General features: G+C 62.2%; 20 protein-coding genes. 11 read left to right on the top strand and 9 right to left on the bottom strand.

Features of this window, described 5'->3' with window-relative positions:
- Nucleotides 1-59 precede the first annotated feature (59 nt).
- From L8K08_RS01060 to L8K08_RS01045, 4 genes are all read right to left on the bottom strand, one after another.
- Nucleotides 60-1,223 (bottom strand): EAL domain-containing protein, encoded by a 1,164-nt coding sequence (locus tag L8K08_RS01060; protein ID WP_242193774.1) that lies wholly within the window; start codon nt 1,221-1,223, stop codon nt 60-62.
- A gap of 92 nt (nt 1,224-1,315) precedes the next feature.
- On the bottom strand, nt 1,316-1,651 hold the full coding sequence (locus L8K08_RS01055; RefSeq protein WP_145165090.1) for a hypothetical protein: 336 nt from the start codon (nt 1,649-1,651) through the stop codon (nt 1,316-1,318).
- Nucleotides 1,648-2,034, bottom strand: coding sequence for a phage holin family protein (locus tag L8K08_RS01050; protein WP_064451560.1), 387 nt, complete (start codon nt 2,032-2,034; stop codon nt 1,648-1,650). Before L8K08_RS01050 ends, L8K08_RS01055 begins: the two co-directional genes overlap by 4 nt.
- A 4-nt stretch (nt 2,035-2,038) precedes the next feature.
- Nucleotides 2,039-2,353 (bottom strand): YqjD family protein, encoded by a 315-nt coding sequence (locus L8K08_RS01045; protein WP_106576799.1) that lies wholly within the window; start codon nt 2,351-2,353, stop codon nt 2,039-2,041.
- 361 nt (nt 2,354-2,714) lie between these two features.
- Between L8K08_RS01045 and L8K08_RS01040 the strand changes: the two genes are divergently transcribed.
- A complete protein-coding gene (locus tag L8K08_RS01040) occupies nt 2,715-3,923 on the top strand; it encodes an ammonium transporter (protein ID WP_242193771.1) in 1,209 nt (402 codons plus the stop codon).
- Here L8K08_RS01040 and L8K08_RS01035 read toward each other — a convergent pair.
- Entirely contained in the window at nt 3,910-5,628 is a 1,719-nt protein-coding gene (locus L8K08_RS01035; protein ID WP_242193769.1) for a monovalent cation:proton antiporter-2 (CPA2) family protein, read from the bottom strand. The genes L8K08_RS01040 and L8K08_RS01035 overlap by 14 nt on opposite strands.
- Nucleotides 5,629-5,971: 343 nt before the next feature.
- Between L8K08_RS01035 and L8K08_RS01030 the strand changes: the two genes are divergently transcribed.
- The 3 genes from L8K08_RS01030 (at nt 5,972) to L8K08_RS01020 (ending at nt 7,581) form a co-directional block, all read left to right on the top strand.
- On the top strand, nt 5,972-6,208 hold the full coding sequence (locus L8K08_RS01030; RefSeq protein ID WP_145165084.1) for a glutaredoxin family protein: 237 nt from the start codon (nt 5,972-5,974) through the stop codon (nt 6,206-6,208).
- 74 nt (nt 6,209-6,282) lie between these two features.
- Complete coding sequence (locus tag L8K08_RS01025) at nt 6,283-6,618, top strand: hypothetical protein (protein WP_017529348.1); 336 nt, start codon at nt 6,283-6,285, stop codon at nt 6,616-6,618.
- A 72-nt stretch (nt 6,619-6,690) separates the two neighbouring features.
- Entirely contained in the window at nt 6,691-7,581 is an 891-nt protein-coding gene (locus tag L8K08_RS01020) for a pseudouridine synthase (protein ID WP_242193766.1), read from the top strand.
- Between the two features lie 56 nt (nt 7,582-7,637).
- On the opposite strand, the gene L8K08_RS01015 is transcribed toward L8K08_RS01020, so the two are convergent.
- Nucleotides 7,638-7,859, bottom strand: coding sequence for a YgdI/YgdR family lipoprotein (locus L8K08_RS01015; RefSeq protein ID WP_065901933.1), 222 nt, complete (start codon nt 7,857-7,859; stop codon nt 7,638-7,640).
- 79 nt (nt 7,860-7,938) lie between these two features.
- Entirely contained in the window at nt 7,939-8,541 is a 603-nt protein-coding gene (mobA, locus tag L8K08_RS01010; RefSeq protein WP_242193763.1) for a molybdenum cofactor guanylyltransferase MobA, read from the bottom strand.
- 76 nt (nt 8,542-8,617) lie between these two features.
- Here mobA and moaB point away from each other — a divergent pair, with 76 nt between their 5' ends.
- Complete coding sequence (moaB, locus tag L8K08_RS01005; protein WP_242193761.1) at nt 8,618-9,157, top strand: molybdenum cofactor biosynthesis protein B; 540 nt, start codon at nt 8,618-8,620, stop codon at nt 9,155-9,157.
- A 22-nt stretch (nt 9,158-9,179) separates the two neighbouring features.
- Nucleotides 9,180-10,367, top strand: a complete 1,188-nt coding sequence (glp, locus tag L8K08_RS01000) for a gephyrin-like molybdotransferase Glp (protein WP_242193757.1) — start codon at nt 9,180-9,182, stop codon at nt 10,365-10,367.
- 237 nt (nt 10,368-10,604) lie between these two features.
- Here glp and L8K08_RS00995 read toward each other — a convergent pair whose 3' ends face one another.
- Nucleotides 10,605-10,934 carry an EscU/YscU/HrcU family type III secretion system export apparatus switch protein gene (locus L8K08_RS00995; protein ID WP_242193754.1) on the bottom strand — a complete coding sequence of 110 codons (330 nt, stop codon included), beginning with the start codon at nt 10,932-10,934 and terminating at the stop codon, nt 10,605-10,607.
- Nucleotides 10,931-12,508 (bottom strand): flagellar hook-length control protein FliK, encoded by a 1,578-nt coding sequence (locus tag L8K08_RS00990; protein WP_242193753.1) that lies wholly within the window; start codon nt 12,506-12,508, stop codon nt 10,931-10,933. The genes L8K08_RS00995 and L8K08_RS00990 overlap by 4 nt, the downstream gene beginning before the upstream one ends.
- Before the next feature lie 200 nt (nt 12,509-12,708).
- Between L8K08_RS00990 and ccmA the strand changes: the two genes are divergently transcribed.
- The 5 genes from ccmA (at nt 12,709) to ccmE (ending at nt 15,471) form a co-directional block, all read left to right on the top strand.
- Complete coding sequence (ccmA, locus tag L8K08_RS00985) at nt 12,709-13,344, top strand: cytochrome c biogenesis heme-transporting ATPase CcmA (RefSeq protein ID WP_277933487.1); 636 nt, start codon at nt 12,709-12,711, stop codon at nt 13,342-13,344.
- Nucleotides 13,341-14,009: a heme exporter protein CcmB gene (gene ccmB, locus L8K08_RS00980; RefSeq protein ID WP_003189951.1), complete on the top strand. Its 669-nt coding sequence runs from the start codon at nt 13,341-13,343 to the stop codon at nt 14,007-14,009. Before ccmA ends, ccmB begins: the two co-directional genes overlap by 4 nt.
- 81 nt (nt 14,010-14,090) lie before the next feature.
- Entirely contained in the window at nt 14,091-14,846 is a 756-nt protein-coding gene (locus L8K08_RS00975; RefSeq protein WP_145165067.1) for a heme ABC transporter permease, read from the top strand.
- Nucleotides 14,843-15,019 (top strand): heme exporter protein CcmD, encoded by a 177-nt coding sequence (gene ccmD / locus L8K08_RS00970; RefSeq protein ID WP_106576792.1) that lies wholly within the window; start codon nt 14,843-14,845, stop codon nt 15,017-15,019. Before L8K08_RS00975 ends, ccmD begins: the two co-directional genes overlap by 4 nt.
- The gene (ccmE, locus tag L8K08_RS00965) at nt 15,016-15,471 is read left to right on the top strand and encodes a cytochrome c maturation protein CcmE (protein WP_106576791.1); all 456 of its coding nucleotides are present in this window, start codon (nt 15,016-15,018) and stop codon (nt 15,469-15,471) included. The genes ccmD and ccmE overlap by 4 nt, the downstream gene beginning before the upstream one ends.
- Nucleotides 15,472-15,474 lie beyond the last annotated feature (3 nt).

The raw sequence follows: 15,474 nt of genomic DNA, 5'->3' as shown, positions 1-15,474 counted from the left end.
CCGTGCGGTGAATGACCCTCCCAGCTTCCCGGTTCAGCTGCACCGGGGCAAGCGAAAATCTACAAGCCGACCGCGTCTATATCGATTAACAGCAAACGCTGACCGTTATCGAAGAATTGTCCGGCGGTCAGGCAATACTGATTGGTGGTGGCGTCGCGGTAAGTCGAAGAGAGGGTCAGACGCCGCTCCTCCCAGCCTTCGGCCAGCAGGTGATAGAAGTAGGGGCGCCACGACCAGTTGTGCCCCAGGTAGCGGCTGTCGGCCTGCCAGGCGTCCTGGCGCCATTCGAAGTTGGGCGTCAGCTGGGTGCCATGCCGGTCGCACTGATAGAAGCGCAGCAGCCAGGGGAAATCCGGCAATTGAGGTAACTGGTCCAGCGGTGCCTGGCCCTGAGCCCAGTTCTGCAGGATCTTCATCAGTTCGGCCAGTTGCAGGCGCAACTGCATGATGCGGCCGCGTTCAGCCAGTTTCTGCTGCACGTAAACCGTACGCAGGCGGGCAAACTGCGGCACGAAGGCATCGGTGGCAAACCAGTCGAGTTGCGCCTGGGCAAACAGGTAACCCTGCACATACCGCGCGCCGCATTCCAGGGCGAAGCTCAGCTGCGCCTCGGTTTCCACGCCCTCGGCGATGATCCAGCAGCCAGTCTTCTCGGCCATTTGCGCCAGCGCACGCACGATCTCACTGCTCGGTCCGCCCTTGGCGGCTTCCTGGAACAGGCGCATGTCCAGCTTGAGGATATCCGGCTGCAGCGCGAGTACGCGGTCAAGCTGGGAGTAGCCGGCACCGAAGTCATCGATGGCAATGCGTGCACCGACCTCACGATAGCGCGCCACCACCTCGGCCAGACGCTGGATGTCTCCGCCCAGTTCGGTGATCTCGAACACAATGCGCTGCGGATCGACGCCATGCGCATGCACCTGCTTCAGGCTGGGCAAGGCTTGGCCGGGGCGCAGACGGTTGATCCAGCGGGGCGAGATGTTCAGGCTCAAAAACCAGTCTGCAGGCGCTTCATGCAGGCGGCTCAAGGCATTGTCGCGGATCTGCCGGTCGAGGCAGCGCAAGGCCACGCCCGGTGTGCGCGGGTCGGCAAACAGCGGGCCGACTGACAGCAAGCGCCCGTCAGCCTGGCGCAGACGGCCGAGTGCCTCGACGCCGGCGATGCGCCCGGTGGCAGTGTCGATAAATGGCTGGAAGCAGGCGAGCGGTTGCCCGTCGATCACGGGGCCTCCTTAAGAGAGCTGGCGAAAAAAGGCCCGGCCCTCAGTAACGAAGGCCGGGCCAATTCTGTTTGCAAGAATGCAGCCAGTCGCGCTTAACCCTTGCGCCCTGCCATGGCCAATTTGATCAACGGGATCAAACCGGCCCCCAGCCGCACCAGGCGCGTCACGCTGCTGATACTGCCGCCCTTGGCGCCCTTACCGGTAAAAAAGCCCATCAGCGTCACTGCGGCCACGCCCCACAGCGGCGCGTGCTTGATGCCCAGGCTGTCCTGCCAGTTATGGCGCAGGTCACGCACTTTGTTCAGCGGGACCATCAGTTGATGGGATTCATGGCGGATTTCCTGACGGTGCATTTCCATGCGCAGGCGGATCAACGCCTTGCGCATTTCCCGACGGGAGGTGTTTTGCGGGATTTCAGTCATGCTCATGGCAGCAGGCGCTCCCGATCATTGGCCAGCTCTTCGAGGGTGGCGTGGAAGGGCGTGGATTCATCGAATATCGCCGCTTTCAAGCGCACTCCGCAAAACGCTGCGGCCAGGCTGTAGAACACGCAGAGGCTGATAATCCCGGTAAGACGGTAGGTGTCCCAGACCAGAATCATCACCAGCGCCGATAACCCCACCAGTAACAGCAGGGCAAATACCAGCGCCAGGCCTGCAAACAGCAGCAAGCTGACCGTGCGGGATTTCTGCTCCTGCAACTCGATGCCAAACAATTCGACGTGGCTGTGCAGCAAGCCCAGAACGGCCGCGCCCAGGCGTCGGGAAGTGGAGCTTGAGCTCGTGGACGAGCCGGATTCGCCGATAGACATGGTATTAGCGCCTTGTAGCCAGCAGACCGATCAGAAAGCCAACGCCGGCGGCAATGCCGACTGACTGCCAAGGATTGGCTTGCACGTAATCTTCGGTGGCGGTGACAGCCGCCTGGCCGCGTTCACGCAGGGAATCTTCGGTCAGTTGCAGGGTTTCACGGGCCTTGAGCAGGCTGTCGTGGATCTTGGTGCGCAGCTCGTCGGCCTGGTCGCCAGCCAATACAGCGGTGTCGTCCAGCAACCTTTCAGTGTCACTGACCAGGGTTTGAAAATCCGCCATCAGTATTTCTTGAGCAGTCTTTGCAGTTCTTCGGGCCATGGTTATCTCCGTGATTGGCTGATCTGTGCGTCTGGTGCATTACGTTTGTTTTCGAGTCACCGCTAACGGTGAAGGTTCACTGCAATTGTCTGGTACAGCTTTTGCTTTGCCTTGGTGCGCCTGCCCCAGGGTATGCGCTGAATCCGGGCGACCCGAGGCTAATGCCTTGAAAAACCTTACCCTAAATAAATAAAACCCGCGGAAAAACCCTGTCGGCAACGGCCTTTTGTGTTGATCGCTGCGCTAAAGCGGTTCACACCTTCTGCACAGAGGTGGGGCTGGTGGCGCCAATTTAGTGCGCGACACCCTGGCTTGAACCGCTTTGGTGCTTTTTGCCTTTAATGCAGGCCTGCCAACCTCCATGGAAAATTTGCAAAGTGCAGTGGACACACTTGTTCACAGCTCCAACACCCTGTTCATCCTGATCGGTGCGGTCATGGTTTTGGCCATGCACGCCGGCTTCGCGTTCCTGGAAGTCGGCACCGTGCGCCAGAAAAACCAGGTGAATGCCCTGTCGAAGATCCTCAGCGATTTCGCCATCTCGACCCTGGCCTATTTCTTTATAGGCTATTGGATCTCCTACGGCGTGAGCTTCATGCAACCGGCGGCGGTGATCAGCGCCGATCATGGCTACGGCCTGGTGAAGTTTTTCTTTCTGCTGACGTTTGCAGCGGCGATTCCGGCGATTATTTCCGGGGGTATTGCCGAGCGCGCCAAGTTCGCTCCGCAGCTGTGTGCCACCGCGCTGATCGTGGCGTTTATCTACCCTTTTTTCGAAGGCATGGTGTGGAACGGCAACTTCGGCCTGCAAGCCTGGCTGCTCGCAACCTTTGGTGCCAGCTTCCATGATTTCGCCGGTTCCGTGGTGGTGCATGCCATGGGCGGCTGGCTGGCGCTGGCGGCGGTGCTGCTGCTGGGACCGCGCAATGGTCGATACCGCGAAGGGCGCTTGGTGGCCTTTGCGCCGTCGAGCATTCCGTTCCTGGCGCTGGGCTCGTGGATCCTGATTGTCGGCTGGTTCGGCTTCAACGTGATGAGCGCGCAGACCCTCAATGGCGTCAGCGGCCTGGTCGCCGTGAACTCGTTGATGGCCATGGTCGGCGGCACCGTTGCCGCGTTGGTGATCGGCCGCAATGACCCAGGCTTCCTGCATAACGGCCCGTTGGCCGGGCTGGTGGCGATCTGCGCCGGTTCCGACCTGATGCACCCGGTGGGCGCGCTGGTCACGGGTGCGGTGGCAGGTGGTTTGTTTGTGTGGTTCTTCATCGCGGCGCAGGATCGCTGGAAGATCGACGACGTGCTGGGTGTATGGCCGCTGCACGGCTTGTGCGGCGTATGGGGCGGCATTGCGTGCGGCATCTTTGGCCAGACGGCCCTTGGCGGCCTGGGCGGCGTGAGCCTGATCAGCCAGTTGATCGGCACGGCATTGGGCGTGGCGGTGGCGCTGGTCGGCGGGCTGTTGGTGTACGGCGTGATCAAGCGTGTACACGGGCTACGCCTGAGCCAGGAGCAGGAGTACTACGGCGCAGACCTGTCGATCCACAAGATTGGAGCGGTCAGTCAGGACTGAGCGGTTTTTCGGTCTGCGCATCAAAGCCGTGCAATAGGCGATAACGGTTCTGGCGCACCTCATCCACCCGCGCCTGCACCTGGTGGTCCGGCAGGCCCAGCAGGATCAAGGCGTGGGAGGCGAGCATCAGGCTCGATTCCAGTAGCTCGGGCACCACTTCGCTGGCGCCCGCCGCTTTCAACTCGGCCAGTTGGCTGTCATCGCGTGTGCGCACCAGCACGGGGACGTGCGGGTTGATCCTTCTGGCCTCTTTCAGGACCGTGAGGGCCACATCGCTGTTGTCCACGGCAATCACCACCAGCCGCGCGCGCTCCAGGCCGACCGCACTGAGCAACGCCCCACGGCGGCAGTCGCCGTAATGCACGCTGCTGTCTTCGGTGGCGGCCTGCGTCACGCGCTCGGGGTCGTCATCCAGGGCGATGAATGCCTGATGTTCCCGACGCAGAAAGCGCCCGATGGATTGCCCGACGCGGCCATACCCGCAAATCACCGCGTAGCCACGTAAATCGGCATTGAGCGCGGTGATTTCCTCCAGTTGCACCTGTTGGTTGGGCTTGCGGTGCAGGCGCAGGGCGATGCCCGGTGCGGCGCGCAGCAACAACGGAGTCAGCAGCATCGAGCAGAAGGTGGCGGCCAGCAGCAAACCGTTGAACTCGTCCGGGATCAGCCGGCTCTGTTGCATCTGCGCCATCAACGCGAAGCAGAATTCGCCGCCTTGCGCCAGGGCAAGGCCGCTTCGCCACGCGGTTTCACTGTCGCTGCCGCGCAGCTTGACCAGGGCTGCCACCACGCAGCCCTTGATCAGCATCAGCGCGAGGGTCAGGCCGAGGATCAGCAGGCTGTGGCTGACAAACAGTTGCAGGTCGATAAGCATGCCGATGCTGACGAAAAACAGCCCGAGCAGAATGTCGCGAAATGGCCGTATGTCCGCTTCAATCTGATGCCGGTAATGGCTTTCGCCCAACAACATGCCCGCCAGAAAAGCCCCGAGGGCAGGGGACAGGCCGAGCAAATGCGTGAGCCAGGCGGTGAGCAAGACGATCACCAGCGCCAACAGCACAAACAGCTCAGCCGAATGGGACGCGGCAACTTCGTGGAACAGGCGGGGCAGCAACCAGCGACTGGCAAACAGCAGGCCGACGAACAACAGCACGGTTTTGCCCAGCGTCAGCGGCAGCGCCCAATACCAGGCGTGTTCGCTGCTGCCGGCAAACACCGGCACCAACGTGAGCAGCATTACCGCCACCACATCCTGGAACAGCAACACGCCAATCGCATTCTGGCCGTGGCTGCTGAAGATTTCCCCAAGGCTGCTCAGCTCCTTGCTGACAATCGCGGTGGAGGACAATGCCAGCCCCGCGCCGAGCAACAGCGCGACGCTTGGCGACAGACCGAAGCCCATCAACAGGCCTCCCAGCAAGGCTGCGCACCCCAGCACCTGCAAACTGCCCAAGCCAAACACCACACGGCGCAGGGCAAGCATCTTGGTCAGGGAAAACTCCAATCCCAAAGAAAACAGCAGGAACACCACCCCCAGTTCGGCAAGGTCGGGCAACTCTTCGCTGTCATTCACCCAGTCCAGAGCGGTGGGCCCCACCGCCAGGCCGACGCACAGGTAACCCAGCACGGGCGGCAATTGCAGGCGTCGAAACAGCGCTATCACCACCAGGGATGAGGCCAGGATAATCAGCAAATTGGCAAACACGGGCAGCTTCCTTGCAGGTTGAGCGGACAAAAAGGCGCGAGAATCGCTGAATCAGTTATAGGCCATGGTGATCTGGGTCAGGCTTTCAATGCCCAGCAGGCGAGTTGTAGCAAGCGGGCCTGCTGTGGCAAGCGTGCCTGTCGTGGCGAGCGGGCTTGCTGTGGCGAGCGGGCTTGCCCCGCGTTGGGGTGCGAAGCGCCCTGAAACCCGCCAGCCACGTCCATCCCGAACAAACACACCCGCCGCCTGAGCCCTTTCGCCAATCAACCCGGATCGCCCCGCTCGCCACCGGTATTTGGCAGGCTTAGAATGATTGCCTGTTTCCTGATCAGGCCCATTCGCCATGCTTCCTGAATGCCAGTTATTCGGCACCCTGGGTTGCCATCTTTGTGAGATTGCCGAAGTCGAAATCATGCCGCTCGTCGAACACGGGTTGCTGGTGGAACTGGTGGACATCACCGACCCCGATGACCTGACCGACGCCTACAGCCTGCGGATTCCGGTGCTTCGCCGGGTGGATACCGGGGCAGAGCTGGACTGGCCATTCGACACCGGACAGGTTGTTGCCTTCCTGTCCTAGGCTTTCTCCGATGGCGAGTTTCCAAATATTACGTTACTGTATGTTTGTACAGCGATTGAATAGAGGGAACGCCCGTGGTGAATGTTGAACAACTGAAAAGCAGCGTCAATCGCATGTCCGCCGACGTCGTGCGCGACGCGGTGAACGAGCTGCGCCTCGACGGCCTGGTCACGGAAGGCAAGACGCCGTTTAACAAAGTGCACTTCAATACCTGCTTTGCTGAAATCGAAGCGTTGTTCCAGCGCGCCGGTTATCACAAGCAGTTGGATGTGGTGGGTTACCAAGGGTTGTTGTACGCGCTTTATGATCCGGGTCGCTGGGAAGCGGTGGACGTACTGCGTTGGCTCAAGGAGTTCACCGAGGCGGCCAGCGCTTCGCCGATCCTGCGCGCGCAATTGGCCAAGGCCTGAGATCCGCCCTAGGCTCCATCGCGCTCCATGCGGGATAATGCCCGCCTGATTTTCCAGGCTTCGAGCATTGTCATGTCATCTTCCGGTTTTTCCGCGTCGCAACACCAAGCCAGTACGTTGTATTTGCCACCTGGCAATTGGGCGACGGTGCTGGAGTGTCTGTGCGAGCATTTCCCTGCAATTGGCCGCGAGCACTGGCTGGATCGCATCGCCCGTGGCCGCGTACTCGACATCAACGGCACGCCGATCAGAATGGATTTGGCCTACAAGCAAGGCCTGTGCATTTACTACTTCCGTGAAGTGCCGAATGAGAAGGTCATTCCGGTTGAGGAAACCATCCTGTATGCCGACGAGCACCTGGTGGTCGCCGACAAACCGCATTTTCTCCCGGTGACCCCGGCGGGCGAGTACGTTGAACAGACCCTGTTGCGCCGCTTGATCCGGCGCCTGGATAACCCTGCTCTGGTGCCCTTGCACCGCATCGACCGGCACACCGCAGGGCTGGTGCTGTTCTCGGCCAACCCGCACAGCCGTTCAGCTTATCAACAGCTGTTTCCAACACGGCGCATCGACAAATTCTACGAAGCCATCGCTCCAGCGTTGCCTGATTTGACCTTCCCCATGGTTCACAAAAGCCGTCTGGTGGAGGGCGAACCGTTCTTTCGCATGCAGGAAGGTCCCGGCGTCAGCAATACCGAGACGGCGGTGGAAGTCCGTGAGAAAAACGCCAACCTGTGGCGCTACGGCCTGTTCCCCGTAACCGGCAAGAAGCACCAGCTGCGCGTTCACATGACCGCGCTGGGGGCGAGTATCTGCAATGACCCGTTCTACCCCGACGTCATCAAGGACGTCGAGGACGACTACGCCAACCCGCTCAAGCTGCTGGCCCAGGGCGTGCGGTTTATCGACCCGGTCACCGGTGAGCAACGCGATTTCCGCAGCCGGATCACCCTCGACTGGTAAACCCCGCAAACGACAAGGCCCGCGCGAGGCGGGCCTTGTGGGTCCAGCGTTAAGACTTACAGGTCTTTAACGGTGCGAACCTGATCCTTGTTGATGCGGGTCTGCTTGCCGTCAAGTTGTTCGAACTCGTAGAAGCCCGAAGCCTTATCGAATTTAGGGGTGTCGACGGCCTGGATTTCGCGACCGTCATTCAGGGTGATCACTGTAGGCGAGGCGCAACCGGCGAGAGTAGCGAGGCCCAGTGCAAGCATGAGAGCGGCGATGGTCCGTTGAGTCATGAGTGTGTCTCCGAGAGAATGCTTTTAAATTGCTGACCTTGTGACGCGCGTCGCGTCGACAAAGTTCCTTGTGCGAGGTTCATTCTGACACGCCGAAGGCTGCGTGCAACAGTTCAGGTGTATTCAGGTTGGCCAGGCGCGGGTCATTCGCCGGGCACTCCAGGCCCACGCCGCCCAGTTGCAGCAGAATCTTGCGCGGGCTGCGTTCACCGGCGTCCCAGGCCCGTTCTACCTCGGTTTGCAGGTGGGTCGGGATGATGCAGATCAAGGGTTCCCAGAATTCGCCCTGACGCACCATCACCGGCACCAGCGGTGTGCGGCGTGCAGTTTCACGCAGGTCGGCGAGCAGCGCCGCGTCGATGTTTGGCACGTCGCAGGGCAGAATCAGCAGCTGTGCATGGCGCGCGGCGGCCAGCCCGGCGCGGATGCCTGCCAGCGGGCCGGGAAAGTCCGGGCTGTCGTCGCTCACCAACTGGTCGGCGTAGGGCGCATACAGGTCATGGTTGCGATTGCACGAGATAATCAGGTCATCCGTCAGCGCCCGGGTCAGGCGCTGCAGGTGGGCAATCAAAGGCTGGCCATGCCAGGGCAGCAGGCCCTTGTCCTGACCACCCATGCGCTGGCCGCGGCCACCGGCCAGCAGCAGAATCGAACAGGGCAGGGGCGAAGAATCGAGAGACATGGCGGTTCCGCTGCGGCAGGTAAATAGGGCCCTGTGATATAACATCGGGCTGTTCCTTCGACAACCGGACCGAGCCATGAAAGCCAAGGCTGATGCGCCCTTCGTACCCCTGAATATTGCTGTACTGACTGTCAGCGACACCCGCACTCTGGACACCGACACTTCAGGCCAGGTCTTCGTCGACCGCCTGACCGCCGCCGGCCACAACCTGGCCGAGCGCGCGCTGCTCAAGGACGACCTCTACAAAATCCGCGCGAAAGTCGCCCACTGGATCGCCGAAGACGTGGTGCAAGTGGTGCTGATCACCGGCGGCACCGGCTTCACCGGCCGCGACAGCACGCCCGAAGCGGTGAGCTGCCTGTTGGATAAACAGGTCGACGGCTTTGGCGAGCTGTTCCGCCAGATCTCCGTGGCCGATATCGGCACCTCCACCGTGCAATCGCGCGCGCTGGCCGGGCTGGCCAATGGCACGCTGGTGTGCTGCCTGCCGGGTTCGACCAACGCGGTGCGTACCGGCTGGGACGGCATCCTCGCCGAGCAACTGGACAACCGTCATCGCCCGTGCAACTTCGTTCCTCACTTGAAGCAGGCCGAACCCTGCGAATCCCGTGGATAAGCCCGGCAAAACTGGCGCCCTGATGCCAGTGGAAGACGCGCTGCGCCAACTGCTGGACATGGCCGAAGCCGCGCCGATCCGTGAGCCGCATGTGGTGCCGCTGGCCGACTGCGATGGCCGCGTGCTCGCGCAAGACCTGATCTCTACCCTCGACTTGCCGCCCTGGCCCAACAGCGCCATGGACGGTTACGCCCTGCGCCAGGCGGACTGGACCGGCGAGCCCTTGCCCGTCAGCCAGCGCATCTTCGCCGGCCAGGCGCCGCAGCCGCTGGCCGCCGGCACTTGCGCGCGCATCTTTACCGGTGCGTCAGTGCCCGAAGGCGCCGATTGTGTAGAGATGCAGGAAAATGCCGTGGTCCACGCTGATGAGCGCGTGAGTTTCAGCGAACCCTTGCAGGTGGGCCAGAACATCCGCCCGCAAGGCCAGGAAACCACCGTCGGTGAGTTGGTGTTGAGCGCCGGCACTCGCCTGGGCCCGATCGAGCTGGGCCTGGCCGCCTCCCTGGGGCACGACCGCTTGAACGTGGTGCGCCGCGTGCGCGTGGCCGTGTTGTCCACCGGCGACGAGTTGATCGAGCCCGGTTTGCCGCTCGGCCCGGGGCAGATCTACAACAGCAACCGACGCGTGCTGTGCAGTTGGCTGGCGCGCATGGGCTGCGAGGTGATCGACGCCGGGATTCTGCCGGATGACCTGGAAAAAACCCGCAAACGCCTGGCGGACCTGGGCAGTGTCGACCTGATTCTGTCGACCGGTGGAGTGTCGGTGGGCGAGGCTGACTTTCTCGGCATCGCCCTGCGTGAAGAGGGCGAGTTGGCCCTGTGGAAGCTGGCGATCAAACCGGGCAAACCGCTGACCTTCGGGCATTTTCGCGGTGTGCCGGTGATCGGCCTGCCCGGCAACCCGGCGTCGACCCTGGTGACCTTTGCGTTGCTGGCGCGGCCCTATCTGCTGCGCCGCCAAGGCGTGCAAGAGGTGGAGCCGTTGCGTTTCGAAGTGCCGGTGGGTTTCGCCTGGCCCAAGCCGGGCAACCGCCGCGAATACCTGCGCGGGCGGATCGAGCAGGGCAGGGCGATCATCTACCGCAACCAAAGCTCCGGCGTGCTGCGCAGCGCCGCGTGGGCAGAAGGGTTTGTGGAAGTGCTGGAAGGCACCACGCTGGCTATCGGCGACAACGTCAATTTCATTCCGCTGAGCGAAGTGCTGAACTGACAGTAGCGATCTAAATGTGGGAAGGCTCCCTGTGGCGAGCGGGTTCGTTGTGGCGAGCGGGCTTGCCCCGCGTTGGGGCGCGAAGCGGCCCTGATACAGCCGGCACGGTTTTTCAGAAAGATGTAATCGTCGGGGTTTGGGGCTGCTGCGCAGCCCAACGCGGGGCAAGCCCGCTCGCCACAACTAGCCCGCTCGCCACGACATGTCCGCTTACCGCAAGGGGCATGAGGTCTGCGTCTAGTAATCATCCCCGCGCTCAGTCACATCCCTTTCCACCGGCTCGGCGTTCGGGTCGTACCCCGCCGGAAACTTGCCCTTCAGCGTCCACGCAAACGCAATGATCTCCGCCACCGTGCGGTACAACTCTTCCGGAATGCTGTCGCCCAGCTCCATGCGCGCCAGCAGCTTGACCAGCTCGGCGTTCTCATAGATCGGCACTTCATTTTCCCGCGCCAGCTTCAAAATGGCTTCGGCCAAGGCATCGTCGCCCTTGGCCGTCAGGGTCGGCGCTTGCTGGCCGTCGTACTTGAGGGCAATCGCCTGGCGTGGTGGGGCTGGATTTTTCATGCGGTTTCATCCACCCAGCGTTGTTCCAGGCCGGTTCTTGGGCCGCGCGGCGGGGTGCCGAGGTGGCAATCCAGGTCGCCGACGTTGAGGCCCGAGGTCACCAGGCGCTCGCGCAAATGGCCCAAATGGCTTTCGATCAAACTGGCGGTAAAGGGCCGGGTTGCCCACAGCTGGCTGGACAGTTTGCCCTGGGTCAGTTGCGCCTGAACCTGCAATGGCCCCAGCGGCTCCATGTCGAACGCCAACTCGACGCGCCAGAGCATCTGCTTGGGGTCTTTCTTGTCTTTGCGTTCGGGCTGATCCTTGTCCGGCGTGGGTTCCTCGCGCTGGAACTTGACCTGCAACGGCACGATGTCCTGCAAGGTGCGCATGGGGATTTCCAGTTGCCAGGTGGTTTGCAAGCGGCCATCGGCGGTGGTGCCGGTTTGCTCCAGGCTCGACAGCTGATGGCTCTGCAGGCGCGAAATCGCACCGGCGGCCAGGCGCAGCAGGTTTTCCAGGTCACTTTCGCCTTCCAGGCGCTGCATCAGCCGATCCGGCAGCGGAAACCCGGCGGGCGTCTGGCGCGCGCCGATCTGGCCGAGCGTATTCAGCGGGTTACGCACAAAATTGGGCAATACCTGGGCCAGGGTATTGGCGGCGAGGATGGCGTTGAGATTGGTGGCACTGGGCAGCGCCGGCAGCAAGTCGGCGACCAGGCGCAGCAACGCGCCTTTCATGTCCAGCGGCGGGATTTGCGGGTTTTGCCCGGCGAGCAACTTGGCTTCAAGAAACGCGCCGCTGTTCTGTACCAGCTGCGCCAACACCTTGGGGTTGCTCACTTGTGCCAGGTCGGGCAACGCCGCCAGCAACCGCGCCGCCGTGGCGCGCAGGTCGGTGGACGTGCTGTCGTCGGTGGGCAGGTTTTGCAGGGCGGTGAAAACCACGTCCAGCGAGCCTTGGCGACTTTGCTGAGTAGAAAGCTGTTGGGCCACGGCCAATTGATCCTTGAGCCCGCTCAACGGCACGAAGTTCAAGGTCTGCGCATTTTGCACCACGGCGCTGAGCAAGCTGCCCACCCGCAGTGGCTGCGGGCTTTCCAGCGTCAGCGTGGTGCCGGCGAGGGCGTTGTTGAGCACCGTCACCAGCGAGCGGTAGATCGCCGGTTGCGTGGTGCCTTGCGGCAACATCTGGGTGGTCAGCACCTTGGCTTGCAACAGCGTGCCCACCGGCATTTGCGTGGTGTCGATACGCGTGAGGGCGGCCACGTTGGCGCTCAAGGCCTGCTGCAACGAGAGCGTCAGGTTGCCGGCTGGCGTCTGGCTCACCGCTACATTGCTGCCCAACGGCAGAGGCTGGGCGCTGCTGGCTTGCACCAGGGTCTGGCGGCCGCCTTCAAGGGTCAATTTGAGCAGCAGCTGAAACGCATCGCCGCCTTGTTTAAGCGCGATCACCTCGGCGTTGGCGGTTTTCCCAGGGTCGATCAGTCCGGCCTGCGGCTCCAGCAGTTTGAGCAGCTCGCCGGTCGGCGGCAGCGGGGCGGGCCCGGGCGCCGGGGCAGGAGGCAGCGTAGGAAGGTTGATCTCACCGGTCATCGTGCGCATCGTCTCTGGGGAAATTGCCCTCTTTAGAGTAGGGCATCACATGTATAATGCCGCCCGTCAGCAAAGAGAGCGGTAAAAACCTCACAACTATTTGATCCAGCTCTCTAAAATCGGTCGCCAAAGCCGTTATTGTGCATCTCTCTATAACGGCCGCTGCACCGCCGACTTGAACCGTAAAGGCCCGCGATCTCTTGACCAGCCCTCTTCTTGAAGCCGTAGCGCTCGCCTGTGAACGCGACCTGCGGATGCTGTTCGAACACCTCGAACTGCGTCTGACGGGCGGCGACATGGTGCAAATCAGCGGCCCCAACGGCAGCGGCAAGACCAGTTTGTTGCGCCTGCTGGCCGGCCTGATGCAGCCGACGGCAGGGGGTGTGCGGCTCAACGGCCAGCCGCTCAACGAACAACGCAGCGAACTGGCCCGCAACCTGATCTGGATCGGCCACGCCGCCGGCATCAAGGACGTGCTCACGCCGGAAGAGAACCTCAGCTGGCTCAGCGCCCTGCATCACCCGGCCTCCCGTGATGCCATTTGGCAAGCCCTGGCGGCCGTCGGCCTCAAAGGCTTTGAAGATGTTCCCTGCCATACCCTGTCCGCCGGCCAGCAGCGCCGCGTCGCCCTGGCGCGTTTGTACCTGCCGGGCCCGCCGCTGTGGATTCTCGACGAACCGTTCACTGCCCTCGACAAACAAGGCGTCGCCCAGCTCGAAGAACACCTGGCCCGGCACTGCGAGCAGGGCGGTTCAGTGGTGCTTACCACTCACCACACGCTGACGCGCATGCCCGCCGGTTACCGTGAGCTGGATTTGGGCCGGTGGTCGCTATGAGTGTGTTCGCGCTGCTGGTCGCCCGTGAGGCACGGCTGTTGTGCCGTCGCCCGGCTGAATTGGCCAATCCGTTGGTGTTCTTTGCCATCGTCATCGCCTTGTTCCCGTTGGCGGTCGGTCCCGAGACTAAACTGTTGCAAACCTTGTCCCCAGGGTTAGTGTGGGTAGCGGCGCTTTTATCGGTGCTGCTCTCGCTGGACGGGTTGTTTCGCAGCGATTTCGAAGACGGTTCCCTCGAACAGTGGGTCCTTTCGTCGCACCCGCTGCCACTTCTGGTTCTGGCCAAGGTACTGGCACACTGGGCTTTTTCCGGCTTGGCGCTAGTCTTGCTCTCACCGTTGCTGGCGATGATGTTGGGCTTGCCCGTCGAATGCCTGCCGGTATTGTTGCTGTCCTTGTTGCTCGGTACGCCGGTGCTCAGCCTGTTGGGGGCGGTGGGCGCAGCGTTGACCGTCGGTTTGAAGCGGGGCGGTCTGTTGCTGGCCCTGCTGATTCTGCCTTTGTATATCCCGGTGTTGATCCTGGGCAGCGGCGCCTTGCAGGCCGCACTCATGGGCATGCCGGCGACCGGTTACCTCCTGTGGCTTGGCAGCCTGACCGCCCTGGCGGTAACCCTGACACCCTTTGCTATAGCGGCTGGCCTGAAGATCAGCGTCGGCGAATAATGAGGTCTGGTTAAGCGTTATTAACCAGTAAAGACCCTGAGTTTCTCGCCAAGACGAGAAACCACCGTGATGGAAACAGCAATGAACTGGACCTGGTTTCACAAGCTCGGCTCGCCCAAATGGTTTTACGGCATCAGCGCCAAGCTGCTGCCGTGGTTGAGCATTGCCGCCGTGTTGCTGATCGGCATCGGCCTGGTCTGGGGCCTGGCCTTCGCCCCGCCGGACTACCAGCAAGGCAACAGCTTTCGCATCATCTATATCCACGTGCCCGCCGCGATGCTGGCGCAGTCCTGCTACGTGATGCTGGCCGTGTGCGGCGTGGTCGGGCTGGTGTGGAAGATGAAACTGGCCGACGTCGCCCTGCAATGCGCCGCGCCCATCGGTGCGTGGATGACCGCCGTGGCGCTGGTCACCGGCGCCATCTGGGGCAAGCCGACCTGGGGTTCATGGTGGGTGTGGGACGCGCGCCTGACCTCGATGCTGATCCTGCTGTTTCTGTACTTCGGCCTGATCGCCCTGGGCAATGCCATCAGCAACCGCGACAGCGCCGCGAAGGCCTGCGCGGTGCTGGCGATTGTCGGCGTGATCAACATCCCGATCATCAAATACTCGGTGCAGTGGTGGAACACCCTGCACCAGGGCGCCACGTTCACCCTTACCGAAAAACCGGCGATGCCCGTGGAAATGTGGGCGCCGCTGCTGCTGATGGTGCTGGGGTTTTATTGCTTCTTCGGCGCCGTGCTGCTGATGCGCATGCGTCTGGAAGTGCTCAAGCGTGAGGCCCGCACCAGCTGGGTCAAGGCCGAAGTGCAAAACAGCCTGGGGGCGCGGGGATGAGTTTCAACTCTTTCAGTGATTTTCTCGCCATGGGCCACCACGGCCTGTATGTCTGGACGGCCTATGGCATCTGCCTGGCGGTGCTGGCCCTCAACGTCGCCGCGCCGATCCTGGCCCGCAAGCGTTACCTGCAACAAGAGGCGCGTCGTTTGCGCCGGGAGACCGATAAGTGAATCCGCTGCGTAGAAAGCGTCTGTTGATCATCCTGGCCATCCTGGTCGGTGTGAGTGTTGCCGTGGGCCTGGCGATGAGCGCCCTGCGGGAGAACATCAACCTGTTCTACACCCCGACCCAGATCGCCAACGGCGAAGCGCCGGTAGACACGCGCATTCGCGCGGGCGGCATGGTGGAGAAGGGCTCGCTCAAGCGTTCCGGCGATTCCCTCGACGTCACCTTCGTGGTCACCGACTTCAACAAGGCCGTGACCATTACCTATCGCGGCATCCTCCCGGACCTGTTCCGCGAAGGCCAGGGCATCGTCGCCCTTGGCAAGCTCAATGCCGACGGCGTGGTGGTCGCCGATGAAGTGCTGGCCAAGCACGATGAGAAATACATGCCGCCGGAAGTCACCAAGGCCCTGAAAGACAGCGGCCAACCCGCTCCAACCCCGGCAAAGGAGGGCTAAGTT

Source organism: Pseudomonas sp. TREG-RG-20F-10-E-6-01 (genome assembly GCF_022662455.1).
Taxonomy (GTDB): domain Bacteria; phylum Pseudomonadota; class Gammaproteobacteria; order Pseudomonadales; family Pseudomonadaceae; genus Aquipseudomonas.
The sequence above is the reverse complement of the archived record's forward strand: the minus strand, read 5'-3'. Positions and strand labels throughout refer to the sequence as shown.

Coding starts and splice junctions, on each gene's coding strand:
- L8K08_RS01055 (WP_145165090.1), bottom strand. CDS start 1,651: ATGAGCATGACTGAAATCCCGCAAAACACCTCCCGTCGGGAAATGCGC.
- L8K08_RS01050 (WP_064451560.1), bottom strand. CDS start 2,034: ATGTCTATCGGCGAATCCGGCTCGTCCACGAGCTCAAGCTCCACTTCC.
- L8K08_RS01045 (WP_106576799.1), bottom strand. CDS start 2,353: ATGGCCCGAAGAACTGCAAAGACTGCTCAAGAAATACTGATGGCGGAT.
- L8K08_RS01040 (WP_242193771.1), top strand. CDS start 2,715: ATGGAAAATTTGCAAAGTGCAGTGGACACACTTGTTCACAGCTCCAAC.
- L8K08_RS01030 (WP_145165084.1), top strand. CDS start 5,972: ATGCTTCCTGAATGCCAGTTATTCGGCACCCTGGGTTGCCATCTTTGT.
- L8K08_RS01020 (WP_242193766.1), top strand. CDS start 6,691: ATGTCATCTTCCGGTTTTTCCGCGTCGCAACACCAAGCCAGTACGTTG.
- L8K08_RS01015 (WP_065901933.1), bottom strand. CDS start 7,859: ATGACTCAACGGACCATCGCCGCTCTCATGCTTGCACTGGGCCTCGCT.
- mobA (WP_242193763.1), bottom strand. CDS start 8,541: ATGTCTCTCGATTCTTCGCCCCTGCCCTGTTCGATTCTGCTGCTGGCC.
- moaB (WP_242193761.1), top strand. CDS start 8,618: ATGAAAGCCAAGGCTGATGCGCCCTTCGTACCCCTGAATATTGCTGTA.
- glp (WP_242193757.1), top strand. CDS start 9,180: ATGCCAGTGGAAGACGCGCTGCGCCAACTGCTGGACATGGCCGAAGCC.
- L8K08_RS00995 (WP_242193754.1), bottom strand. CDS start 10,934: ATGAAAAATCCAGCCCCACCACGCCAGGCGATTGCCCTCAAGTACGAC.
- L8K08_RS00990 (WP_242193753.1), bottom strand. CDS start 12,508: ATGACCGGTGAGATCAACCTTCCTACGCTGCCTCCTGCCCCGGCGCCC.
- ccmB (WP_003189951.1), top strand. CDS start 13,341: ATGAGTGTGTTCGCGCTGCTGGTCGCCCGTGAGGCACGGCTGTTGTGC.
- L8K08_RS00975 (WP_145165067.1), top strand. CDS start 14,091: ATGAACTGGACCTGGTTTCACAAGCTCGGCTCGCCCAAATGGTTTTAC.
- ccmD (WP_106576792.1), top strand. CDS start 14,843: ATGAGTTTCAACTCTTTCAGTGATTTTCTCGCCATGGGCCACCACGGC.